A 24,406-nucleotide genomic window follows, 5' to 3' on the forward strand; every position below is an offset into this window, starting at 1 on the left:
TCGTCGGTTAGTCGTCGTGGTGGGAATCATCGTCCCGGGAGTCGTCCCCAGGCTGATCCTCGACAATGTGGATTTGGGCTTGATCGTTCCCCGGCACAGTCGCCTGCGAGCTCGTGGCGGGATGGGACGCACGCGCGGTGGGACCGTTGAGCTCCGAGGAGGTCTCGACCGAGGTCGGGATCGCTCCTGTTTCCAAGCCTTCGTGACGCTGTCTCCGGTTTGCCTCGATGGATTTCATGACCGATGTGAATTTGGCCTCGGTCAAGGGATAACCGGTCATGATCAGCATCGCGAGAATGAATATGGCCGCCGGGATCAGGCCACCGTAGATGGCAAGACCGGACACGACTCCGTCGCCCTGGCTTCCCTTCCCTGCGGTGTATCCGGCCCAGGTCAGCGCGATGCCGCCCAGGGACTGTCCGAGGGCCTGCCCGACTTTTCGCGTGAAGGAAAACGCCGCGTATGTGGCTCCTTCAGTTCGGACACCGGTCCGGTATTCACCGTATTCAACGGTGTCGGCTTCGAGCGCCCATGTCATGGTGTTGAGCAGTCCCATGCCGACGCCCATCAGGAACAGTCCTATGAGGCTGAGGGCCAAGGAATGCCAGACGGAGTTGCTCAACGCGAACAGGACACCGCCAGCGGCGGCCACCATGCAGTTGTAGACGAACCCTCTCTTCTTCCCCATCGCGCGGGTGACCAAGGGGCCGAACGGGCCGACGTACAACACCGCTCCGGTGGTGATGATGATCGAGACGGATGCGACCCAGCCGCCAGATGTGTACCGGGAGAGAACCACATTGGAGAGATAAATGGTGAGCGCACCGATCATCGACTGCGCTGTCAGGTAGAAGAGCGAGGAAGCGCACAACCTCAACAAGGGGCCATTTTGACGGATCGTGGTCAGGGTCTCCTTGAAACTCACCTTCTCGACCTCGCGGAACACCACTTCTTTCGAAGTGAGGAACGTGGTGTAGAAGAAGATCGCGCCAATCACCAGGAAGACCAAGGACGTGACAAGAAAAGTGGTCGCAAGGTCCTCGGCCTGTTTGAGTCGTGGTGCGAGAAATACGGAAAGCAGAAGAATCGTGGCACCGGAGCCGACCATTCGCGCCGAAGCGAGCCGCGACCTGTCCACCGGATTCTGGCTCATGGCTCCCGCAAGTGACCCGAACGGGATATTGACCATCGAATACAGCAGTCCCAAGAGGGCATAGCTCACGGTCGCCCATACGATCTTGGTCGCGTACGAATCCACAGGAATCCAGAAGCAGAGAACATTCGACAGCAGAAGCGGGACCGAATACCACAGCAGAAACGGACGGAATTTGCCCCACCGGGTCATGGTTCGGTCTACCATGCGACCTGCAAAAAGATCAGCGAAAGCGTCCCAGAATTTCACGAACAGGAAGATCGCGCTCGCGTGCGCGGGCTGGATGCCCGCCACGTCCGTGTAGAACAGGAGAAGAAACACGCCGGTCATTTGGAACGCGACGTTGCACCCTGCGTCTCCGAGGCCGTAGCCCGCGATGCGTCTCTTGGGCAGATGCTCGTGGGCCACGTGAGGTATGGACGAAGTAGCTATTTCTGACATGACAGGCTCCTTTGCCTGGGGTGCCCTGCGCGGGCTTATTGGGGAGGCGTGGGACGGTGTCTTGACCTCGCCTGGGTTGACCGTGCTGATCGTCGAGGCCGTGGCGGACCGACGGCATCGTCACGCACCAGAGATCAACGGCCGAATTTCTCCGACCACCGTCTCCGGAGGTCATGGGCTAGGGCCTTGGGTTTGCGGTCTCTGGTGAACACTCCCTTTTTGTTGCCGTCCACGCGCGCGAACCCGTTCTTGGTTTGGAAATCCGCGAAATTCCACACCTGCTCACCGACCACGCATTCCACACGGTCGAATTCCTCGTGGTACATGCGCAGCAGTGCGGTCTGGTATTCCTCGGTGAAGGGAACGTCGAAGACGGAATGGAGGCCCGCGATCGTATCCGCGCCGTATTCGGTCATGATGGTCGGTTTGCCGTATTGCTCGTCCCAGGCCTCGAGTTCTTTGCGAAGGGAACTGCGGGCCGAGTCGATGTCTCCGGCGTCCACGTACCAGCCGTAATAGCGGTTGAGCATCAGCACATCAAACAGATCCGAGATTTTGTCGACTCCGCAGGGCGCGAACATGACGTTGACGAACCCGACGGGCCGTGAGGGATCGAGTCGGCGGGTCAGCTTTTCGAGCGGTTCGAAGTACTCTCGCGCGCCCTCGACCCCGGAGTCGGGTTCATTGGCGATCGACCACAGAACGACCGAGGGATGGTTCTTGTCTCGTTCGATGAGTTCGCGGATTTCACGGGCGTGGACCTTTTGGGTCTTCTCGTCGACGTTGCCGGGATCGAAGGTGTTTCCCCCTCCCTGGTCCATGATTCCGGCGCCCATATGCCAGTTCAGGCCGACCGCCGGAGTCTCGTCGATGACGACGATTCCGCGCTCGTCGGCGTACTCCATGATTTCTTCGGCGTACGGATAGTGCGAGGTGCGGAAGGAATTGGCGTTGATCCAATTCAGCAGGCCGAAGTCCTGAACCATGTGGGCGTTCGAGTGGGCCTTGCCGATCGTCTCGTGGTCCTCATGCATTCCGAAGCCCGTGAAGTAGAAAGGCTCCCCATTGATGAGGAATTGCTTGTCTCGCACCTCGACGGTCCGTACACCAAAACGTTGGTCGTACTCGTCGACGAGTTCACCGTTGTCGTACGTCAGCACGCGCAACGTGTAGAGGTAGCCTCGTCCTGGTTTCCAGAGTTCGACTCCGTCCCAGGACAACTCACCGTCCAGGGTCGATTCGCTCGCTGCGCCTCGCTCTGCACCGGCGACGACGTCGCCGTCCGCATCCAGGACCTGCACGGCTGCTTCCGCGGCATCCCCTGTGAACCTCGCAGTGTAATGCACGGTACCTCGGCCGCCTTCGAATCCGGCAACGACAGTCACGTCGTCGAGGCGAACGTCGGCGACATTGCAAAGCCATACGGATCGGTGAAGGCCCGCGTAATTGAAGAAGTCGTGACGGTACGCGAGATGTTTTCGGCCCTGGTCGTCCTGGGCTACCTCCCCGGGAGGGAGCGTCTCGTGCGACAACTCGTTGTTCACGGCGATGGTCATAGTGAATTCCTCACCAGGGCGGACGAGCTCGGTGACGTCGACCTCGAACGGCATGTAGCCTCCCTGGTGGCGGACCACTTCCTCGCCGTTGACGAAGACCACTCCGAGGTGAGTCGCGGAGTCGAATCGCAAGAGAGTCCTCCCGGTCGAGAATCCGCGAGGGACTCGGACGTCACGGGAATACCAGACCCAACCGACATGCTCGCGAATCGCGTTATCGGCGTACAGGTCGTTGAAAGAGCCGGGCACCGGCGCTTTCAACCCTTGATCCGGAAGACGCTGGGGCCAGCCCTTCTCGAGGCCGTCGTGGTGCCAGTCGACCGCGAAGTCGAAGAGACCATCCAGGCTGACTCGCTGACGAGTCGAAGTTTCTTGGGGTCGCAACATGTGGGGCGAATCCTTTCTGGAGCTACGCGAGGTTCGATGGGTGGCTCGCTTGTCGTGGAGCCGCATTCGGAGGAATCAGTTATGGGGAGGCACGAGCGAGACAAGGTGCATGTCCTGTCCCAGCCCGGGTTGAAGTACATCGAGCAAGGCACGTGTGGCGTCGTCTGAGACGAGAGCCTGACGGATGGAATCTGCCTCCGAATCCTTGATGTTCCCGGGGTCTTGGGCGATGAGCCAAGTGATCCACGAGGCGATCGCGCCGGCCGCTGCGGCACCGTCTCGGCCGGCCTCGCGTTCGGCCTGGTAGATCGGCAGGGCGCGGATGCGCAACTTGCTGGCCCCATCGGTACCGATCTGAGCCAGAAAATGCTCGATCCGGGGATTGCGATACCGGGTCAGCAAATCTTGGCGGTAGGTCGGCACATCGAGTTGCGGGTCCGTCAGATGCCGCGAGGCCTCGTCCCAAAACGCTTCGACCTTCGACAGGATCACGGGATCGGCGATCGCTTCGGCCACGGTGCGATGCCCGGCCAGCTGGCCGGCGTAGGCCATGTAACTGTGAGTGCCGTTCAAGAGCCACAGTTTTCTGCGTTCGAAGGGTTCAATATCGTCGACGAACTGGGCACCTGCATGTTCCCAATCAGGCCGGCCCGCTGGGAAATCACCGGAGAGGATCCAGGAACGGAAGGGCTCCGCAACGACCGGCGCGGCGTCATCGAACCCTGTCTTTCCGGCGACGAACTGGCGAAGTTCCTCCGTGGAGGCGGGCGTGATGCGATCCACCGAGGTCCCGACCCAGGAGACCACGCGGTCGATCTCCTCCGCGAGTCCGTCCTTGCATGCGTGGGCCGTGCCGAGAACCGCGTTCCGAGCCGCGGTCGCGTTGTCGGCCATGTTGTCGCAGGAGACGACCGCGATCCCGGCCTCATCTCCCAAGGATCTGAGGCGACGATCGAGGCAGAGCACCAATCGCCCCGCGGCCGTGAGCAACCGCGGCTCCTGCGAGGGATCGGCTAGCGCCTCACGCAGGATCGCGATGTCGGCGGCCACGTCCTTGTCGGTGCTTTTCAGCTCTCCGGCCGGATCCAGGTGGTATCCGGCTTCCGTGATGGTCAGTGTGACGAGTGCAACTTCCCGAGCGGACAGCAACTGAACCAAACGCTTCGAATCCGAGGCAGGGCGGACCTCGACGATCGACTGGATCAATTCCACGGAATCCGCGTCGGCGGCCCGCTCAATCAGCGAATACAGACCATCCTGGGGAGCGAGTTCCTCGGCCGCGACGGGACTGCGACCGGTAAACGCCGCTATGCCCCACTGCGGATCATGTGCGTCGGACTCCGCGTGCTGCGTGTACCAGGCCTGGTGGGCACGGTGGAACGCACCCAACCCCAGGTGGACCACACGGACGGGGGCGGGATCGCCCACATGCTGGGCGGCGGTGATCCGGTTCAGTGATGTACTCACAGCTTGAAGACCTTCCGCGGGTTCGAATCCGTCAATTCCACGATCGCGGAGCGCGCACGCTCCTCCGTAATGCGATGCTCGACCACGAGCTTGGCCAAGAACCCCGCATCGACCCGGCGGGCGGCGTCGTGACGGGCGGGGATGGAACAGAACGCTCGCGTGTCATCAATGAACCCCGAGGTTCGCGAAAAACCGAGGGTTCCGGTTGTTGCCGAACGGAAACGGTGCATCGCGTCGGGTTCGTCGAGGAACCACCACGGGGCGCCCGCGTACACGGCTCGGTAGAAGCCGGCCAGCGGGGCGATTTCCCGCGAGAACGTAGTCTCGTCCAAGGTGAAGAGCACCAGATTGAAATCGTCCGAATTGCCGAAGTCCGACAGCAGGGGCTGCAAGCCGCGGGTGTAATCCACCCCGAACGGAATGTCGTTGCCGGTATCCGGCCCAAAACGTTCAACGGTCCGCGAACTGTGATCTCGGTAGGATCCGGGATGGATCGTCATGGTCAGCCCGTCCTCCGAAGACATCCGAGCGAACTGATAGGTCATGTTGGCCTCGAAGCGGAGGGCTTCGGCGCTGGTGGCCGTTCCCGCGAGACCTTTTTCGAAGAGGTCGCTGGCTTCCTGGTCCCCGAGCTTGACCGACTCCGGCGTCCACACTCCGTGATCTGCCGAAACTGCACCGTTCTCCACGAAGAACGCCCTGCGGTTGGCCATCGCACGCAAGTAGCCCGCGTATCCCGTCAGCCCGTCCCCCGCCTCTTGTATGAGCCGGTCCGCATTCCGAGCAAAAGAAGGATTCCAGAATTTGACGAAAGCATCCGGCCGGAAGGTGGGCAGGACCCTCCCCTCGAAGGTCGGGTCGGCCGCCAATTCCCGGTGGGCCACCAAATCGTCCAACGGGTCGTCCGTGGTGGCCAGAACCTCGAGGTCGAAGTCCCGGAACAATTCACGCGGACGGAATTCAGGACGCGCCAGCACCTCCGAGATCTGATCAAAGAGCTCGTCGGCGTGAGCACCGTCGATCATCGAATCGTCGACCCCGAAGACGGTCGCGAATTCTCGTCGAAGCCAGTACCCGGAGGCCGTTCCGTCGAAAAGCTCCCACCGTTCGCAGAAGGCACGCCAGATATCGCGGGCATCGGCGTCTTCAGCGGTACCAGCGTTGACGTTCTCCAGGTTCACCCCGTCCGCGTTCAACAGCCGATACACGTAATGGTCGGGGCTGATGAGCAAGGCCGCGGGATCAGGGAACGCTTCATTGCGCGCGATGGATTCCGCGGAGACATGGCCGTGAGGGGACAACAACGGCAGCTCTTCGGCGATCGCAGCCAGATCTCGGGCCACGTTGCGTGTTGCCGGATCTGCCGGGAGAAGGCGATCGGGGTGCAATGCAATGGACTGTGTCATAAGGACATTCCACGCCCTGTGACCGTGGCTCAGATACCGGTTGCCACAAGTTGCCGCGAATTCTGTTGGTCAGAGCAGAGGTACTTCACCGGTCTCGCGCGTGCTCCCCCGGACGATCAGTCGTGCCGGGAGAACCACGGGACGCTCTGTTGACGCCTTGACCCCATTGGCAATCGCCATCACGTGGGCGGCCGCGGTTGCACCCATTCGTTCGAAAGGACCGACGACGGTCGTCAACTTCGGTGTCACCAGGCTCGAGGCCAGAAGGTCGTCGAAACCGACGATCTGCAAGTCGTCGGGGACTGCGACGCCGGTCGACTGGACGTCCCGCATGAAGGACAGAGCCATCAGGTCGTTGTAAGCAATCACCGCATCGGTGGGATGCTCCCGCCAAACCTTCGCGGCTTGGACACCTCCCGACATTGTGGGTTCGAAAGGACCGATTCGGCGAAACTCCAGCCCAACGGCCTTGCTGACGTCGCGGACGGCTGCCCACCGCATTCCATTGGCCCACGACGTTTCGGGACCCATGATGTACGCGATGCTGCGCGCTCCAGTCCTCGCCAGGTGCTCAACCGCCGACCGAGTTCCTTGTTCCTGATCGATGACGACTGAAGCGACTCCCCGCACAGCCCTGTTCATCACGACCATCGCCTTCTGCTTGGCGAAGGTTCGGATCGCGGCATCGGGCAAGCGAGCACCGGCAAGAATGAGCCCGTCCACGCTCGCGAGGCTTCGCTGGATAGCCTCTTGTTCCCGATCCCGGGACTCGCGCGAGTTGGACAGAATCGTCGTCATGCCAGAATCCCGCGCCGCCATCTCGACGCCCTGGACCATATCGATGAAGACCGGATTGGATATGTCCGCAACGATCAATCCGAGCATCCAGGACGGCCTCCGGTCGATCCCGCCCGCACGTCTCAGCGCCTGATTCCTGTATCCGACCCGTTCCGCGGCCGCACGGACTTTCTCCGCGGTCGCATAGGAGACCCTTCCAGGGCGTGAGAAAGTGCGGGACACGGTCGATGCCGCGACACCGGCCTCGCGGGCGACATCGTAGATACTCGCCGGGCCGGTCGATTCGCGCGCTTTTCCGTTGTCCTGCATGGCTAGATTCTCGACCCCCGGGCCGAACCGGCAAAATCCTGCCGCCGTTTCGGCACAGATTTCCCATTTCTTGCCGGACAGCCGGTCTGAGGCGCCTGCTCGACGTGTAGAAGCAGCCGCTTCGGCCGCAAATACGATGACTCTCCCCATTCTTCTTCGGGAAACGGGGAGTCGTCGCCTGTTTGTTCGGGAGTACTAGTGAAAGAAGTGACGTGCCCCGGTGGTGTACATGGTCACGCCGGCCTTGTTGGCCGCTTCAATGACTTCTTCGTCCCGGATCGATCCACCGGGTTGGACGACGGCGCGCACGCCGGCTTCCAGGAGGACCTCGAGACCGTCTGCAAACGGGAAGAATGCATCAGATGCCGCAACGGCGCCACGAGCACGCTCCTGGTTGCCTTCGCCGAGAGAATTGGCGCGCTCGACCGAGAGCTTGCACGAATCGACGCGGTTGACCTGGCCCATACCGATTCCGACCGCGGCTCCGCTTTCGGCCAACAGAATCGCATTCGATTTGGCCGAACGCAGAGCACGCCAGGCGAATTCAAGATCCGCAAGAGTTTTTTCGTCCGCGGCTTCCCCAGCCACGAGCGTCCAGTGGGACGGGTCGTCGCCGTCGGCTTGGAGCCTGTCGCTCTGCTGGAACAATGCACCGCCGGAAACCTGACGGTATTCGATGCTCTCGCGCTCGAAACCCTCCGGCAGGAGAAGAATTCGCAGATTCTTCTTGGTCCTCAGAACTTCGAGGGCGCCGTCTTCGTAGGAAGGAGCGATGATGACCTCCGTGAAGATCCCTTTGATGGTCTCGGCCATTTCCTGGGTGACTTCACGATTCGCCGCGATGACCCCGCCGTAGGCGGACAGCGGATCGCACGCATGAGCCTTGCGGTGCGCGTCGGCGATGGGATCCGCTGCATCCGCCGAACCCACGGCAATTCCGCACGGATTGTTGTGCTTGATGATCGCAACGGCCGGGTCGGAGAAGTCGAAGGCGGCTCGCAGCGCCGCATCCCCGTCGACGTAATTGTTGTAGGACATCGCTTTGCCGCCCAATTGTTCGGCCTGGGCGATCCCCGGAGCTGCCGCCGGATCGACGTACAGTGCGCCCCGCTGATGCGGGTTCTCGCCGTAACGCAATGATTCAGAGCGCTCGAAGCCCATTCCAGCATAAGGAGGCCAAAAATTGGCCTCCGGGTCCTGAGCGAATTGCTGCTGGGTCCAGGTTGCCACGGCGGTGTCGTAGGCGGCGGTATGGGAGAAGGCTCCTGCGGCAAGACGACGGCGCTCGGCCAAGTCGAATCCGCCGTTCCGTGCGGCTTCGACGACGCGTTCGTACTGGGCGGGGTCCACCACGACGGCAACCGAATGATGGTTCTTGGCCGCGGCGCGAACCATGGACGGGCCACCGATATCGATCTTCTCGATGATGTCCTCTTCCCCGGCACCCGAGGCGACGGTGTCGACGAACGGGTACAGGTTCACAATCACGAGGTCGAAGGGTTCGACGCCTAGGTCCGAAAGCTGTTGGACGTGGTCGCTCTTGCGACGATCCGCCAGAATGCCCGCGTGGATCTTCGGGTGAAGGGTCTTGACTCGCCCTTCCAGGCACTCGGGGAAATCCGTGATTTGAGCGACTTCGGTCACCGGAACGCCGGCATCCTTGATCTTCTGGGCAGTGGACCCCGTGGAGACAATGTCCACACCTGCCTCGTGCAGGCCACGGGCCAGGTCATCCAGCCCGGTCTTGTCGAAAACGGAAATCAGGGCTCGTTTGAACGGGACACGATCCAGATCGGTCAGGGACACGAAAACTCCAACTCATCGGTTATGGCGTACTACTGCCGGTGACGATACTCAGTGTATTGCCCCGTCGGACAGGTTCTTAATTGTGGTTACGAGGAGGGAACGTTCTTGCGCTTTGATGCGCTCGTGAAGTGCTTCTTCGTCATCGCCGTCCAGGACGGGCACCGCGGCCTGAGCGAGGATCGGACCTGTGTCCACCCCGGAGTCCACCACGTGAACAGTCACACCGGTGATTTTGACGCCGTGGACCAGAGCATCTCTGACGCCGTGCGCCCCAGGAAAGGAAGGCAGAAGGGCCGGGTGGGTATTGACGATCCGGCCCTCGAAACGAGCGACTAACGCCGCATCCACGATGCGCATGAAACCTGCGAAAATGACGTAATCCGGGGCGTAGGAGGCGATCTTTTCCTCAAGGGCGCGATTCCAGGCGGCCCTGTCTGCGTGTCCCGAAGGCGCCACCACGAAATTCTCGATACCGGCCTCAACAGCCCGCTCGATCCCCCGACAGGGCTTGTCCGCCCCCACGGCCGCAATCTCGACGTCGAGCAGATCCGCCTGCACTGCATCCAGGATGGACTGAAGATTTGTCCCGGAGCCAGAGACCATGACCACTATGCGCATGGACTCAAGCTTACCGACATGCCCGGTAGTGTTGAGATATGACATCACCCAGCCCTGCTCAGGACCAGCCGAATCCCAAGCACCGCGGTTCCTTGGTGTACCGCTCGAGGATCACTATTCTGCTTTCGGTCGCGGGGCTTGTGGCCACGATGCTCTCCAGCACACGGTATGGCATGGTTGCGCTGGTCGTGTCGATGATTCTGATGATCCTGGCGGCCATCTGGTGCATCCTGACCATGGTTGCTCTCAAGAAGGTCCGGGGGCAGTGGATCGGCTATTTCGTCTTGGCCCTGGTCCTGCTGGCCAATCTCTATTTCACCGCCAATGCCGGTATCAATCTGGCCATGTGGTCAGTCACCTCGGAATACCGTGAATGCGTTCAGAATTCGCTCACGATTTCTTCCAGCAGCGGTTGCCAGCAGAGCCTGTATGACTCGCTGATGAATTCATTGACCGGACGCTAAGGAAAGCCGGGCCCGACCTCGTGATCACCACGGCGGGGAGGAAGAAACCGGTCCCTGGGCTGCACGAGCGGTCTCATCTCAGCGCCGACGACGGCCCTCAATGCATTGAAAACGGGGACTGCGATGCAGCAAAGACTCAGTCAGTGATCTCGGGGTCGGAGTACTGCCGGACTCGTAGGGAGTCGAGGGCGAGGTCGCGAAGTCTGCTCTCCTGCTCGGGTGTTCCGGCGTGGGCTGTGGCCAGGAAGATGCCGAGTAGCAGGACCGCCACGTCGTCCGCCTCGACGTCGTCGCGCAAGGTGCCGTCCGCGACGCCGGTCCGGAGCAGCAACTGAACGGACTCGGCCACCCGGCGACGAATGAGAGGACGAGAGGGTCTGGGCGTGGAGAGCTCGGTGCGAATGGCATCGAGCATTCCGTGCTTGGTGGCGGCGAACCGGGCATGTATTGCGGCCCATTCGCGCAGCGCTTGGTCGCCGGGGAGGCGGCGACTCAGGTCTTCGGCGTCGTCCTGCAGGGCGTCGAGCTGGGTTGCGTAGACGGCCTCGACGAGCGCGTCACGAGTTGGGAAGTGACGATAGAGGGTCCCGATCCCGACACCTGCCTCCCTGGCAATCGCCTCGAGGGAGGTGGAGCGGTTCTTATCCGTCAGGGCGTGGGTTGCGGCCTCAATCAGCCTCTCCCGGTTGCGCTGTGCGTCCGCACGGAGGGGCCGCTCCGGGGCGGGCGGAGTGGTGTCTTTCTTTGGCGACGACTCTTGCATACGGAGGGTCCTCCGGTTAGTGTGACACGGAAACGGATGAACCTCCGCTTTACCTCGTTATCTTATATGAAGGGTCGTCACGATGCCTGCTCACCACAACACAGACGCCCAGCGCCCCGGAGGTCCAGGGTCGATCGCCGGCCACACGGTCGCCAGGGTCGGATACGGGGCGATGCAGCTCGTGCGATCCAGCACCGACCGCGCCGCCGCAATCTCGCTGCTGCGCCGAGCCGTCGAGCTGGGTGTGAACCACATCGACACCGCCCAGTTCTATGGGGACCAGCTGGTCAACCAATATCTGGGGGAAGCGATCCGGCCTGAGGACGGTGTGGTGATCGTCAGCAAGGTCGGATTCGACCCGGCCCCCGGCGGTCCCTTCCCGATGCGCCCGGCGCAGCGTCCGGAGGAACTTCGCGCGAGTGTCATGACTAATCTTCGGACCCTGAAGCTGGAGCAGATCCCCGTCGTGAACCTACGTCGGCCGGAGAGCGGGGGCCGCATGCCCTTGCCCGCGGATCAGGCGGTGAACCTGGATGACCAGGTCGCCGCCATGACAGCGATGCGTGAGGAGGGGCTGATCGGCGACTTCGGGATCAGCAACGCCCCGGAGGGCGAGGTCCGCCAAGCGATCTCCGCCGGGATCGTCTGCGTGCAGAATGCCTACGGTCTGCTGTCCCGCGGGGACGAAGCGATCGGCGCGCTGTGCCAGGATGAGGGCATCGCCTGGGTCCCGTTTTTCCCCTTGGGCAGCGCATTTCCCGGGACACCCTCGGTCAGCGATCTCCCCGCGGCCCGTAACGTAGCCGCCGCGCTCGGCGCCACGCCTGCCCAGGTCGGTCTCGCCTGGCTGCTCCACCATTTCCCGACCTGCCTGCTCATCCCGGGCACGGGGTCCTTCGAGCACCTCGAGGAGAACATCGCCGCCGGCTCCCTGGTGCTGGACGACCAGATGCTCGCCGTCCTCGACCAGGCCGCCGCGGCCTGAACCCTCCGCGCACCTCTTCACCTGTGGAGCGGCTGCCGTACTGCCCGCGACCGCGGCGTCACCGCGGAAGGTGATCGACGGGCTGCCTACGAAGCGCTTCGGTGCGCAGGTCGGACTCGTCTATACGAACTGAACCTGCGACGGAGTCGTTCGCCAGACCGTCGAACCACGTGATGGCGATGGTGGCATCGGGGCGGAACAGGTCGCCCCGTGGGAAGTGCTTGTTGTTGTCGACTTCGGCATTGGTCACACTGTTCACCGCCGAGCTCGCATCCTAAATTGTGCGAGTCAGTGGCTGCGGATGTTGAAAGCGCCTCCGCGTCGTGTGAACTATTGGCCGGGCCGTCTGGGATCAAACACGGCACCTACCGTTGCCCGCACCCGGCCTGCGGCGACAAACCTCGCCCCAGCATCGGGAACGTCATGGCCAACGAGAACCAGGCCGTCACCTTCTCGTTCATTTCCGGCGCCGACCGGGCCGCGCGATCACCGGACGTTTTTCCGGAACGTTGTGGGGTTCCTCGGGGACGGAAGGCTCAGATTCCTCGGGCTCCGACGCCTTGGTTCTTCCGGGTCCTACCGGTCCCCGTTCCTCTGTGGAAGGTTCTTCCGGAGTCGCGTCCGGAGCGGCCCACGGCAGATCTGATTCCGCGAAGGAAGTCGCGGAAGTCTCCGGAGGTTCAAGGGACCAGTCGCCATTCGTGGACGACGACTGTGCTTGATCACGCTCCGGACGGAACCTGCGCAATCGTGCGAGCGCGCTGACCTGGTCGGAGTCGCGCTCCTTCGATTCTGCTTCCGGTTTCGGAGGCGCCGACGACGAGGCGTCCGACTCGGGTTCGGGCGCTTGGGAGACTCTGGTCGATGAGGCCCCGACCCCGGATGCCTTCGGTTGGACCGGTTGTTCCGGGGACTTCCCGTTCCGGTGAGAGACGGGTTCCGAGGCAGGTCCCGATGCCGTGGTCCGAACTCGGGGTTTCCGGTCGGGGGAATTCTGGCCGGGGTTCTTGGGCTCGGCCGACGCTTTCCGTCCTCCTTTCACGGCGCGGGCCGGACGGGGCTCATGGCTGACATCGGTCGTCGGGTCGTGCTCGATCCACGGACCAATGAGCTGACCGATGATTGCGCCGATCGCTATGGTCACTGCGGTCCAGAGACCCGTCGTCCAGGGATGCGGGCCGAAATCGGTGAAGCGTCCCACACCCAAAGATCCGTGTGCCAACGCGGCGAACAGGCACGCGGCCAAGCCGACAAGTACTCCCAACGAAATGGCCAGGATCAGCCCGGAGAGCACGGCGGCCAGCCATCGCCACGCGAGCTTGAGGGTCAGCCACTCATCGAGGTGGTTCTCCCCGTCCCGAATGAAGTACCAGCCGGCCATGGCGCCCGCGAGAATCGGGAATGCAAGAACAACGTAGGCCCACGCGGTGGGTTCAGCCGGAACGGCGCCGAGGATCGGCAGCGAGGGCAGAGCACCCGCATGAGTCGCGGCAGGCGAAATCACAGTTCCCTGACCGACGGCGAAACCCGCCCCGTTGCCCCAAGCCATCCCAAAAATCATCAGATTGGGCAGCAAAGCGAACTGAACTAGGGTCACCGAGATGTCACCGAGGAACCCTGCGTGGAGCCCTTGGTAGAGAGAAATCATGCGGTTCCAGTGGAAAAAGATCGAAAGACCCGTGAGCAAAGCGCCCGTCGCAAGGATCCCGACGATGCCGACCCATGCCGCTCGAATGAGGGAAACCACGTATGCTCCGGTCCACCTCGAATACTGGCTGTAGCGTTCGGACAACTTCTCCGGGTCTATCCCAACCAGGCGCAACCACGAGCCCGCAACCTGGTGACCGCCCCAGAACATACCCACCATCAAGACTCCGAGCGGAACGATCGCCGAGACCCCCGGATTGCTCGAAAGCGCGGACGTGCTCGTGACAAGGCTCAAGGCAACCCCAATGACGATGTACATCACAGCCCCGCCCACGAGGGCTTGCCAGAACTGTCCCTCATAGGATGCCCGAGCAAGCCTTTTCCCGGCTCGGCGCGCAAAGAGGAGCAAGACCACGGTCAGTCCAAGCGGGGTGAAGGTCGCCAGACCCTCGACCGCCTCCGTGGATTCCGACATGGGAATGTCAATGTGGAGCCCCACGCCGTGTCCGGCGAGCCACAGCTGGCCTGTTCCGGCGAGCACGGCCACCGGCGATCCCGGGAAACCGAGTGAAGCCCAACCGATCAGGACCAGAACGACAATGACCAACCACGATCCGAGGCTGGTCAGGAGAATTTCGATCATCGCCTGAAGCCAGAGCGGCATAGGCAACGACCGGGAAGGCGAGGGTCTACGAGGCGTCTTCTTCATCGCCTCTCATCATGTCACGCGGCACGGCATTTGGCTTTTAATCCACAGTTCAATCTGACGTCATCTGATCCTCGCACGAAAGTCCGGGCGAGACGGTTGTCTTGGATTGTGCGAATCCTGATGGTTGCGGAATCTTTTGTCCCTCATCTCAGCGGTGTCACGACCTCGCTCTTGCGAAGCGCCGAGAACCTGCGTCGGCGTGGCCACGAGGTGATGCATTTGGCTCCGTCCGGTCGCGGGTTCAAGCCCTCGAACTGGTCCCCTGCTTTGTTTCCGCGCTTTCCCCGCGGGGCCCCGTCCGGCGCCGTGCACGAAGTCCGGCGGCCGGAGGAATTCGGCCCCGTTGCCTTGGCCCCTGGACAGGCGTTCGAAGAGATCGAGGGCGTCCCGACCCTTCGTCTGCCTTCGTTGCCGTTGGCCGGTTATCCCACGCTCCGCTTCTCCCTGGGAACCGTCACTGCCGTTCGCCGGATCATGGCCGACTATCGGCCCGACATCGTGCACGTCGCGTCGCCTTTCGTTCTGGGGGCTCGCGCCGTGAACGCAGCCAAGAGCCTCGGGATCCCGTCGGTCGCCGTGTATCAGACGGACGTCGCCGCCTATACGCACCGGTACGGGATGCCATGGCTCGAGACAACGGCCGACAAGCGCATAGCGTCGATTCACTCGTGTGCAACCCTGACGCTGGCTCCTTCCCGGTCGTCCATGGCTTATTTGGAGTCGTTGGGTGTTCCACGGGTCTTCAAATGGGGCCGCGGCGTCGATACCGGACTCTTCAACCCCAATCACCGCAGATCGTCGATTCGGGTCTCCTTGGGTGCAGGGCCGGACGATCTCCTCGTCGGTTTCGTGGGACGCCTCGCATCGGAAAAGCAGGTCGAGGACTTGCGCGTGATTCAGTCGCTGCCGGGGGTCAGACTCGTGGTGATCGGAAGCGGACCTGAGGCCCAGCGCCTCCATTCGACCTTGCACCGAGCAGTTTTCGCCGGCCAGCTGACCGGAACAGTGCTTGCCGAGCACGTTGCGAGCCTCGATATCTTCACCCATCCAGGCGAATTCGAGACTTTCGGCCAAACCCTTCAGGAAGCCATGGCCTCGGGCGTGGCGACGGTTGCTGTAGGAAAGGGCGGGCCACTGGACATCATCGACGACAACGTGACCGGCAGGCTCTACGAGCCCGGGCAGCTCGGTATGCTGCGCACCATAGTCGAATCGCTCAGGGACAACAGGGCGAGGTCCCGCCTCGCCGCCAACGGGCGCGAAGCCATGGAAGCGAAGTCCTGGACCGCGACGTCGCTCAAGCTGGAGAGCTACTACCATCGTGCCGCGGAATTTCACAGGACGCGGCAGTTGAGCCGTTGGAGGGACGAGCGCCATAGCGCCGGAGGCAGAAACAGCCAAGCCCCGTCACGTTACGGCGCTTCGGGCCACGGTCGACGGATCGGGTCGGTCTAGTTTTCCTTCCAGGGATTCTGTGCCTCGACTCCCCACGACCGATAAACGTCTGATTTCGAAGAGATCACCGTCAAATCGTGAACCAGAGCAGTGGCGGCCACCAGGCCTTCCACCGCGGCGCCGGTCCACGACGCACCGGGGTTCTGACCGGTGCGCAGAATCGACTGGGGAGTCGACCGGCCCGCCCATTCCCGGGCGACCTCCGAATCCACATCGAGGACATGATCGTCGAATCTTTCGATCAACTCGTCCAGCCATCGCTCCGTTTCCTGCTGCGGGTACAAGCCCCGCAGCTCTCCCAAGGAGAGTGTCGAGAGAAAAAGGGTCCGGTGGACCCGGCGACGCAAGAAAGCAACGATCGTGGGATTCGGCCGGGAACGACGGATTTCCGCAAGGACGTCCGAGTCGAGCAGGAGGCCCCGTGAGCCTGAACTCATGCGGCGCTTTCGACCGCCAACTCGACGATCGGCTCGCCGGTGCCGGCGGGTGCCAGCAGGAAGTTGAGGAACTCTGACCGCGCGGAGTCGACGCGGGCGTAGTCCTGAATGCTCATGGCCTGATAGCCACGAGATACGGGAACGGCCGAGGAAAAATCGGGACGGACGGTGTTGTTGGACATTGCCATCAGCGCAAGCGCGCAATCCTTTCGATGCTCTTGCCTATACCAAACTACTTCTGCCGCGTACGGCGAATATAGACCGCTTCGTCATCCGAGCCACCCTTGAACATGGGGTTGGCGCTCAACCAAGTCGGAGCTTGTCAGTTGAGTCTCTTGAAGCTGTGTTCAAGCATACCCAGGGATCGGCCGTCTTGAAAAGTCTCTCCTCTGAAGTTTTCCTCAGAGGTACTAGATTGGAAGTTATGCCATTTCCCGCTCAGCAGATGCCGGTATCTGTCGCGCAGATCATCAAAGCAGTCGGCCACAACGCGTTTGGCCGAGGCGAGCGCTACTACCGCGCGGGCAAAGTGCTGTCCGCCGCCTACGACGCCGATAGCCTGACGTTCTCGTCCAAGGTTTCCGGCAGCGAGCGGCACACCTATTCACAGACCGTCATCTTTCCCGAAGAGACGAGCCCTCACTCGGCGCCTTTCCACTCTTTCTGTTCGTGCCCGGTGGGAACCAATTGCAAGCACGTGGTCGCCGCGCTCCTGGGCTGGTTTCACGAAGGGGGCTGGGGCGCTCCCTCGGAGTCGCAGCCCATTCGGTCTGCTTCCCAGGCAGATCATGAGGATCCGAGCCCGACGTCGCACAGTGATTCCGTGCCTGAAGCCGTCAAGCGGTGGTCCGAGGACTCCGGCGTGTCCTTGCCTGCCTCGGCACTGGAGACCTTCACCAGTTTCAAGAAGAGCGGCAACTCGAGCGAGGCGCCCTCGAATCGCGCCTTGGGTGACATGCAGTCCTCGTGGCGCCGCCAAATGACCAGGGCGCTTCAGTCGCAACGGTCCTTCGGGAGCCAGCACACGAATCCGGTTCCCAGCGCGCTCGACCTCGACGTCGAGGTACCTCAGCATTACTGGTTCGGTCGCCAGTCCAGCGATTCGCCGGCGCCGGTTCGGCTCACCGCCCGCCCTCTGAAATTGGGTACTCGGGGCCGCTGGATCAAGGGGGGACTGAATTGGAACGTCTTCTCGGGATCTCCCCAGCAAGATGTTGGTATACCTCCGGAGCACGCAGCCTGGTTCCGCGAATTCTATTCCGTGGTACAGCCCGACCAGAATATGTACGCTTCGACGCACGATTACGTTTCGCTGGACCACGTCTCCTCGCCTCTCATGTGGGACCTCTTGGAGAGAGCTGCGGGGTTGGGCATCGCGCTGCTGGTCCGCGGCAGGCCGGTCACCGTCGGGCTCGCCCCCGAAACCCGACTCGAATTGCGCGTAGGACGGAACGAAGCCGGCGGTTTGGATGTTTCTCCGGGGTTCCGGTTGGTTATCGACGGGGAGACCCCTTCGACCAACTGGGTCCCCGCAAGCTCCGTTTTTCCACTGGGCAATACTCACGCACCCCAGGCGTATTTTGCCTTGGGCGGAACGCTGCACACGGAGTACATCAGAGACGCCGAGGCGTCATCGGCCTGGGGAAGCACACGGCCAAGTCCCCTCCCCGATCTGGCCGCCGCAGCCTTGGAAGAAGATTGGGTCTCGGAAGACACTGAGCTTCTCTTCATGCCTCTCTCGGAAACGCCCAGCCAACTGGCCCGATCGATCGCCGAGGACGGTGGTCTGGCCATCCCCGAGCCGGATGTTCGGGATTTCGCCGAAGACTTCTATCCCCAGATTGCGCGCCGGGTTCCGATTTTCGCGGACGGTAACGCCGCATCCGCCCTCCCCGAGGTCCAAGAACCCGAGCTGATTTTCGAGGTGGCTTTCGACGGGAGCGAGTCGGATCCGGAGGGTGTCTCCATTTTTCCGGCCTCGTCCGACTGGTACTGGAGTTATCCCGAGTCGCCCATCGTATGGCCGGATGATCTGAGTGAAGATCCGGAGAATCTGCACTCCGAAGGGGGCGAAGGTCAGGGGCGGATTCGTGTCCCGGTCGGCGTCGGACACCCGGATCCGTTCCGCGAGGTCAGGGACAACGAACTCGAGCATTCGGTGATTTCGGAAGTCCGTCGCGCTTTGCCCGAAATTCCGTTCCGGCAGACACGCGTGTCTGGCTGGGAGACTCACGACCTTGTCGAACGGGTCATCCCTGCCGTCGAGGCCGTGCCGCACGCAACGGTGGTGGTCCACGGCGAACTCCCGGAATTCAAGTCCCTCGATTCGGATGCGCAGATCACGGTCTCGGTCGAGTCCACGGGCGACCGGGACTGGTTCGACCTCGGGGTCACGGTTCGTGCCGGTGGCTGGTATGTCCCCTTCGCGGACATCTTCCGGGCTCTCGACTCGGGGCAAAAGCATCTGCTGCTCGGCGACGGCTCCTATTTCCGGCTGGACCGCCCCGAATTCCACAAGCTTCGTGATCTGATCTCGGAGGCTCGTCAACTGCAGGACCAGTCCGCGCCGCTGCAAATCAGCCGGCACCAGGCCGGTCTGTGGGAGGATCTCGAGGACCTGGCGACGGACGTCCACGTCGCCGAAGAGTGGAATCAGTCTGTCCAGGCCCTTCTCGAACTCGAGGAGATTCCGCCCGTGGAACTTCCCGCGGACCTGACGGCCACGCTTCGTCCCTACCAGCTCGAAGGCTTCCGGTGGCTCTCTTTCCTCTACGACCATCGCCTGGGCGGGATCCTGGCGGACGATATGGGGCTCGGGAAGACCGTGCAGACGATCGCCATGTTCCTGCACGCTTTCGAGGTATTCCGCCGGGAACGCTCCGGCGCCGCCACCCGGCCGCGATTCCTCGTCGTTGCGCCCACATCGGTCGCCCCGAACTGGGAACGTGAGATCCAGAGGTTTGCTCCGTCGTTGTCGACGGCACTCGTGAGTACTTCCTCCGCCAAGGCCAAGAAAACCGTGGCGGACAGAACCCAAGGCGCCGATGTCGTCATCACCTCGTATGCGCTGTTGAGACTCGACGAAGGCCAATACAACGAGCTGGGGTTGACCGGGCTGGTGCTCGACGAAGCCCAATTCATCAAAAATGCCAAGACCAAGGCTCACCGAATTGCGCGTGAACTGTCCGCGCCCTTCAAATTGGTCGTCACGGGCACACCGATGGAGAACGATCTGATGGAACTGTGGTCGATGTTCTCCATCGCGGCCCCCGGTCTTTTCCCGTCGGCCAGGAAATTCCGGGACAACTATGCCAAACCCATCACCAACAGCGAGGACCCCCAGGCGCTGCCGAGGCTGCGCAAAAGGGTTCGCCCGCTCATGATGCGGCGCACCAAAGAACTTGTCGCCGCGGAGCTTCCCGAGAAGCAAGAACACCGGGTTGATCTGGCGCTTTCCGAGGACCACCGCCAGGTCTACGACACACGTCTTCAGCGCGAACGCCAGAAAATTCTCGGTCTGCTCCAGGACATGGACAAGAACCGGTTCACCATATTCCAGTCGCTCACGATGCTTCGGCGGCTCTCCCTGGCGGCGAGCCTCGTGGACGAAGAACAGGAACATGTCGACTCGGCGAAATTGACCTATTTGCGTGAGCAATTGCCGGAAATCATCGAGGACGGCCACCGGGCGCTGGTTTTCAGCCAATTCACGAGCTTCCTGAAATTGATCGCGAAAGTGCTCGAAGAAGAAGGAATTCCGTATTTGTACCTGGACGGGTCGACGCGTAACCGCGGAGCGATCTTGGACGCGTTCAACCGCGGCGAAGCACCGATCTTCTTGATCAGCCTCAAAGCGGGCGGATTCGGTCTGAACCTGACCGCCGCGGACTACTGCTTCATCATGGATCCCTGGTGGAATCCCGCGGCCGAGGCCCAGGCCGTGGACCGCACGCACCGCATCGGCCAGAAGCGCAACGTCATGGTCTACCGGCTCGTCTCCGCAGGGACCATTGAAGAGAAGGTCATGGACCTCAAGGAGTCCAAGGCAGCCCTGTTCAACGCCGTCATGGACGAGGGCGAGGTCTTCTCCTCCGCGCTGGGTGCCGATGAAATCAGGGGCCTGATTGAGAGCTGAGAGCCGACGACGAAGCCCTGTTCTCGCGCAATAGCCCTTGTCAAATAAACAGTGTTAACTCGGCCAAGTACCGATGTTCACGCGTATGGGTTAATGTTGATCCGGTTACCCATCAGTAAACTTATGATTACGTTACCGATCGCTGAGACTCTATGAACACAACTGAACAGACCGAGACTTTATCCGAAGAATTGAGCGAGCTCACCGGGAGCGAGTCCAACCCCCACTCCCCGACCGGCACCGAACGGTATGCGCCCAGCAAGACCAATTGGAAGGTCTTCTTGGGTGCGGCCCTCGGAACCCTGCTGATCTCTCTCTGGGCGCTCATCTCCCCCGACTCCGCTAGTTCGGTTCTCGGAACCGTGGTTGCCTGGGTTTCCCAGAATTTCGGTTGGTTCTACATTCTCACCGGAACCGTGGTCCTGGTTTTCATTGTGATCGTTGCCGCGAGCAAACAAGGAAAGATTCGGCTGGGCCCGGACCATTCCAGGCCTCAATTTCCTCTCTTCTCGTGGGCGGCCATGCTATTCGCGGCCGGTATCGGGGTGGACTTGATGTTCTATTCGGTCCTCGAACCAGTCACGCAGTATTACACCCCCGCCCAGGGAAACGGCGAATCCGCCGAGGCCGCACGCCAAGCCGTCGTCTGGACCCTGTTCCACTACGGCCTGACCGGTTGGGGCATGTACGCCCTCATGGGCCTCGCCTTCGGGTATTTCGCGTACCGTTTCAACTTGCCGTTGTCGATCCGTTCGGCGCTGTACCCCATTATTGGCAAGCGCATCAAGGGAGCCGCGGGCGACGCCGTCGACATCGCCGCTCTGCTCGGCACCATTTTCGGGGTCGCGACGTCGCTCGGGATCGGCGTCGTGCAGATCAACTACGGCCTACAATTCCTCTTCGACGTCCCGCAGGGAGTCGGCGTACAGGCGGGTCTCATCGCGGTGTCCGTGCTGATGGCCATAGCTTCGGCCGTATCCGGTGTGGACAAGGGGATTCGACGCTTGTCCGAGCTGAACATCTACTTGGCCATCGCCTTGCTGCTGTACATCCTAGTCTTTGGGGACACCGATTTCCTGATGAACGGCCTGATCATGAACATGGGCGACTACCTCAGCCGGTTCCCCAGTATGACGCTGGACGCGATGGCCTTCGACCATCCGAGCGACTGGATGAACACATGGACCCTGTTCTTCTGGGCCTGGTGGGTCGCCTGGTCCCCCTTCGTGGGACTGTTCCTCGCCCGCATTTCACGCGGCCGCACCATCCGGCAGTTCGTGGTGGGCACCCTGACCATTCCTTTCGCTTTCATTCTGATCTGGATCTCGATCTTCGGTAACTCCGCGCTGAACCTGATCTACGAGCAAAAGGATTCGGCCTTCGGAGAGACGATCATGAACACCCCGGAGCAGGCTTTCTATACCTTGCTCGCCCAGTATCCGGGTGCAACCGCGGCCGCTGCCGTCGCGACTTTCACGGGGCTGCTGTTCTATGTCACGAGCGCCGATTCGGGCGCGCTCGTGATGTCGAACTTCGCCTCGACCATCGAGGACCCGAATGAGGACGGCCCGAAGTGGATGCGCATTTTCTGGGCTGCGGCTACGGGCCTGTTGACGCTGGCTATGCTGCTGATCGGCGGAATAGCAACCCTGCAGTCGGCAACCATCGTCTTCGGTCTGCCCTTCGCGATCGTCCTCTATCTGGTGATGTTCGGCCTGTGGAAGGCGCTCCGCGTGGAGAGCGCGGACATGGCTTCCCGCGATGCCGCCTACGCCGGTGTTCGGGCAGCGAATCGCGCGATGTCGATCGAGCCGTCTTCCTCGACCCGCAGCTGGCGCCAGCGCTTGACCCGATCCGTCTCCTATCCCGGTCAGAAGGCGACGACCCGATACGTGCAGAGCGTCGTTTCCCCGGCGCTGGAGGAAGTCTGCGAAGCCTTGCGGACCGAAGGCGTGGACGCGGTCGTCGAGCGCGGTGTCGACCCTGCGACCACGATTCCTTACGTGACGCTGACGGAGAAGATGGATGGTGAACGCGACTTCACCTACCAGGTCTACCCGGTCGCTTGGCCCACTCCGAGTTATCTCCTCAACCCCGCCAAGACCGAGGACAATTACTATCGCTTGGAGCCTTTCGCCCTGACCGGTTCCCGAGGCTATGACGTCTACGGATACACGAAGGAGCAACTCATTCACGACGTTCTGGACAACCACGAGCGCCATATCGAATTCATTCGCATCAGTGGGCCGACCGTCGAAGAGGCGGGCTCGACCGAAATCATCGGTTCTTCCGTCGCGACGACGGACTGGTCCATGGATTTCACAGCCCCGCAAGACATCCCGGTGACCGACCAAGAGGCGCCGGAGAAATCTCCCGCAGAGGAAGGAACGAAGTGAGCAATACGCTGTACATCAACGGCAAGTGGGTCTCCGCGCAGAATGGCGGAACCCGAAAGATTGTCTGCCCGGCCGACGGTTCCGAGGTCGGAGTCGTTGCGGAAGCGACGTCGGCCGACACCGAGTCGGCAATCGCGGCGGCCCGCCGCGCCTTCGACGAAGGGGCGTGGGGGGCCACCGCACCCGAACGCGGCGATTTCCTGCTCGAGGTCGCCCAGCAGTTGCGGGAACGCAAGGACGAATTTGCCCGCGCCGAATCCCTGGACACCGGGAAGCGGTTGGTCGAGTCCGAACTGGACATGGACGACATCGTGGCTTGTTTCCAGTACTACGGCAAGGTCGCAGGACAGGACGCGGGTCGGGTCGTGGATGCCGGCGATCCCAACGTCTCCTCGCGGGTGGTGACCGAGCCGGTGGGTGTGTGCGGCATGATCACGCCGTGGAACTACCCGTTGCTCCAGGTCGCCTGGAAGGTTGCTCCAGCGCTGGCCGCGGGCAATACATTCATCCTCAAGCCCGCGGAGTTGACTCCCCACACCGCGATTCTGCTCCTGGACGTACTGGACAAGCTCGGTCTGCCCGCGGGCGTCGGAAACCTGGTTCTGGGGGCTGGCGCCGAGGCCGGGGCACCGCTCTCCTCGCATCCGGACGTGGACCTGATTTCCTTCACGGGAGGTCTGGTGACCGGGCGCAAGATCGCCGAAGCTGCCGCCGCGACCGTCAAGAAGGTCGCGTTGGAACTGGGAGGCAAGAACCCGAATGTGATCTTCGCGGATGCGGACTTCGATGCCGCGGTGGACAACGCCCTCAACGGCGCTTTCGTGCACTCCGGCCAGGTTTGCTCCGCCGGTGCACGCATCGTCGTCGAGGAGTCGATCGCCGAGAAGTTCACATTGGAGCTCGTCCGCCGCGCGGAGAACATCCGTATCGGCGGTCCCTTCGATGACAAAGCCGAAACCGGCGCCCTGATCTCCGAACAGCATCGCCAGAAAGTCACCGACTACGTCCAGGCAGGAGTCGAAGAAGGCGCCCGTATTCGTTGCGGTGGTGAATGGGCCACAGACGGCGAACTGGCCAAGGGGTATTTCTACAAGCCGACCATCATCGACCAGGTCGAGCGCGGGATGTCTGTGGTGCGCGACGAGGCCTTCGGCCCGGTCGTGACCATCGAGACCTTCTCCACCGAAGACGAGGCCGTGGCAACCGCGAACGATACCTTCTACGGTCTGGCGGGTGCCGTCTGGACCCAGGACGCCGGCAAGGCCGAGCGCATCGCCTCGCGGTTGCGCCACGGAACCATTTGGATCAACGATTTCCACCCGTACCTGCCGCAGGCCGAATGGGGCGGAATGAAGCAGTCCGGTGTGGGACGCGAACTCGGCCTGCACGGCCTCGGTGAGTACCAGGAAACCAAGCACATCTACCACAACACGGCCCCGGCCGTGACCGGCTGGTTCAGCGACTCCGAGTAAAG

The 24,406-nt window shown here is 62.1% G+C and carries 18 protein-coding genes and 1 riboswitch; of the genes, 6 read left to right on the forward strand and 12 right to left on the reverse strand.

Annotated features, from left to right (window positions below; translation table 11 throughout):
- Positions 1-7 precede the first annotated feature (7 nt).
- From EWV35_RS12425 to purN, 7 genes are all read right to left on the reverse strand, one after another.
- On the reverse strand, positions 8-1,594 hold the full coding sequence (locus tag EWV35_RS12425; protein ID WP_129662302.1) for a glycoside-pentoside-hexuronide (GPH):cation symporter: 1,587 nt from the start codon (positions 1,592-1,594) through the stop codon (positions 8-10).
- A 134-nt stretch (positions 1,595-1,728) separates the two neighbouring features.
- Positions 1,729-3,537, reverse strand: coding sequence for a beta-glucuronidase (gene uidA, locus EWV35_RS12430; RefSeq protein WP_129662303.1), 1,809 nt, complete (start codon positions 3,535-3,537; stop codon positions 1,729-1,731).
- A gap of 75 nt (positions 3,538-3,612) precedes the next feature.
- A complete protein-coding gene (locus EWV35_RS12435) occupies positions 3,613-5,004 on the reverse strand; it encodes a mannitol dehydrogenase family protein (protein ID WP_238654498.1) in 1,392 nt (463 codons plus the stop codon).
- Positions 5,001-6,410, reverse strand: a complete 1,410-nt coding sequence (gene uxaC / locus EWV35_RS12440) for a glucuronate isomerase (RefSeq protein ID WP_129662304.1) — start codon at positions 6,408-6,410, stop codon at positions 5,001-5,003. The genes EWV35_RS12435 and uxaC overlap by 4 nt, the downstream gene beginning before the upstream one ends.
- A gap of 69 nt (positions 6,411-6,479) precedes the next feature.
- The gene (locus EWV35_RS12445; RefSeq protein WP_165168568.1) at positions 6,480-7,517 is read right to left on the reverse strand and encodes a LacI family DNA-binding transcriptional regulator; all 1,038 of its coding nucleotides are present in this window, start codon (positions 7,515-7,517) and stop codon (positions 6,480-6,482) included.
- 195 nt (positions 7,518-7,712) lie between these two features.
- Positions 7,713-9,323, reverse strand: coding sequence for a bifunctional phosphoribosylaminoimidazolecarboxamide formyltransferase/IMP cyclohydrolase (purH, locus tag EWV35_RS12450; RefSeq protein WP_129662306.1), 1,611 nt, complete (start codon positions 9,321-9,323; stop codon positions 7,713-7,715).
- A gap of 48 nt (positions 9,324-9,371) precedes the next feature.
- Positions 9,372-9,941, reverse strand: a complete 570-nt coding sequence (gene purN, locus EWV35_RS12455) for a phosphoribosylglycinamide formyltransferase (protein WP_129662307.1) — start codon at positions 9,939-9,941, stop codon at positions 9,372-9,374.
- Positions 9,942-9,979: 38 nt separating this feature from the next.
- Here purN and EWV35_RS12460 point away from each other — a divergent pair, with 38 nt between their 5' ends.
- Positions 9,980-10,405 (forward strand): hypothetical protein, encoded by a 426-nt coding sequence (locus EWV35_RS12460; RefSeq protein WP_129662308.1) that lies wholly within the window; start codon positions 9,980-9,982, stop codon positions 10,403-10,405.
- A gap of 136 nt (positions 10,406-10,541) precedes the next feature.
- On the opposite strand, the gene EWV35_RS12465 is transcribed toward EWV35_RS12460, so the two are convergent.
- Positions 10,542-11,168: a TetR/AcrR family transcriptional regulator gene (locus tag EWV35_RS12465; RefSeq protein WP_129662309.1), complete on the reverse strand. Its 627-nt coding sequence runs from the start codon at positions 11,166-11,168 to the stop codon at positions 10,542-10,544.
- An 82-nt stretch (positions 11,169-11,250) separates the two neighbouring features.
- Between EWV35_RS12465 and EWV35_RS12470 the strand changes: the two genes are divergently transcribed.
- Entirely contained in the window at positions 11,251-12,153 is a 903-nt protein-coding gene (locus EWV35_RS12470; protein WP_129662310.1) for an aldo/keto reductase, read from the forward strand.
- 58 nt (positions 12,154-12,211) lie between these two features.
- Here EWV35_RS12470 and EWV35_RS12475 read toward each other — a convergent pair whose 3' ends face one another.
- Positions 12,212-12,403 carry a hypothetical protein gene (locus tag EWV35_RS12475; RefSeq protein WP_238654500.1) on the reverse strand — a complete coding sequence of 64 codons (192 nt, stop codon included), beginning with the start codon at positions 12,401-12,403 and terminating at the stop codon, positions 12,212-12,214.
- 207 nt (positions 12,404-12,610) lie between these two features.
- Complete coding sequence (locus EWV35_RS12480; protein WP_129662312.1) at positions 12,611-14,509, reverse strand: cell division protein PerM; 1,899 nt, start codon at positions 14,507-14,509, stop codon at positions 12,611-12,613.
- 108 nt (positions 14,510-14,617) lie between these two features.
- Between EWV35_RS12480 and EWV35_RS12485 the strand changes: the two genes are divergently transcribed.
- Positions 14,618-15,964, forward strand: coding sequence for a glycosyltransferase family 4 protein (locus EWV35_RS12485; protein ID WP_129662313.1), 1,347 nt, complete (start codon positions 14,618-14,620; stop codon positions 15,962-15,964).
- Here EWV35_RS12485 and EWV35_RS12490 read toward each other — a convergent pair.
- Positions 15,961-16,401 carry a type II toxin-antitoxin system VapC family toxin gene (locus EWV35_RS12490; protein ID WP_129662314.1) on the reverse strand — a complete coding sequence of 147 codons (441 nt, stop codon included), beginning with the start codon at positions 16,399-16,401 and terminating at the stop codon, positions 15,961-15,963. The genes EWV35_RS12485 and EWV35_RS12490 overlap by 4 nt on opposite strands.
- Positions 16,398-16,583, reverse strand: a complete 186-nt coding sequence (locus EWV35_RS12495; protein ID WP_129662315.1) for a hypothetical protein — start codon at positions 16,581-16,583, stop codon at positions 16,398-16,400. The genes EWV35_RS12490 and EWV35_RS12495 overlap by 4 nt, the downstream gene beginning before the upstream one ends.
- A gap of 27 nt (positions 16,584-16,610) precedes the next feature.
- A riboswitch (SAM riboswitch) is annotated at positions 16,611-16,742 on the reverse strand.
- An 83-nt stretch (positions 16,743-16,825) separates the two neighbouring features.
- Here EWV35_RS12495 and EWV35_RS12500 point away from each other — a divergent pair.
- From EWV35_RS12500 to EWV35_RS12510, 3 genes are all read left to right on the forward strand, one after another.
- A complete protein-coding gene (locus EWV35_RS12500; protein WP_129662316.1) occupies positions 16,826-20,536 on the forward strand; it encodes a DEAD/DEAH box helicase in 3,711 nt (1,236 codons plus the stop codon).
- Positions 20,537-20,688: 152 nt separating this feature from the next.
- Positions 20,689-22,932 (forward strand): choline BCCT transporter BetT, encoded by a 2,244-nt coding sequence (gene betT / locus EWV35_RS12505; protein ID WP_129662317.1) that lies wholly within the window; start codon positions 20,689-20,691, stop codon positions 22,930-22,932.
- On the forward strand, positions 22,929-24,404 hold the full coding sequence (locus tag EWV35_RS12510; RefSeq protein ID WP_129662318.1) for an aldehyde dehydrogenase family protein: 1,476 nt from the start codon (positions 22,929-22,931) through the stop codon (positions 24,402-24,404). Before betT ends, EWV35_RS12510 begins: the two co-directional genes overlap by 4 nt.
- The last annotated feature ends 2 nt before the right edge of the window (positions 24,405-24,406 follow it).

The organism is Rothia uropygialis (genome assembly GCF_004137765.1).
Taxonomy (GTDB): domain Bacteria; phylum Actinomycetota; class Actinomycetes; order Actinomycetales; family Micrococcaceae; genus Rothia.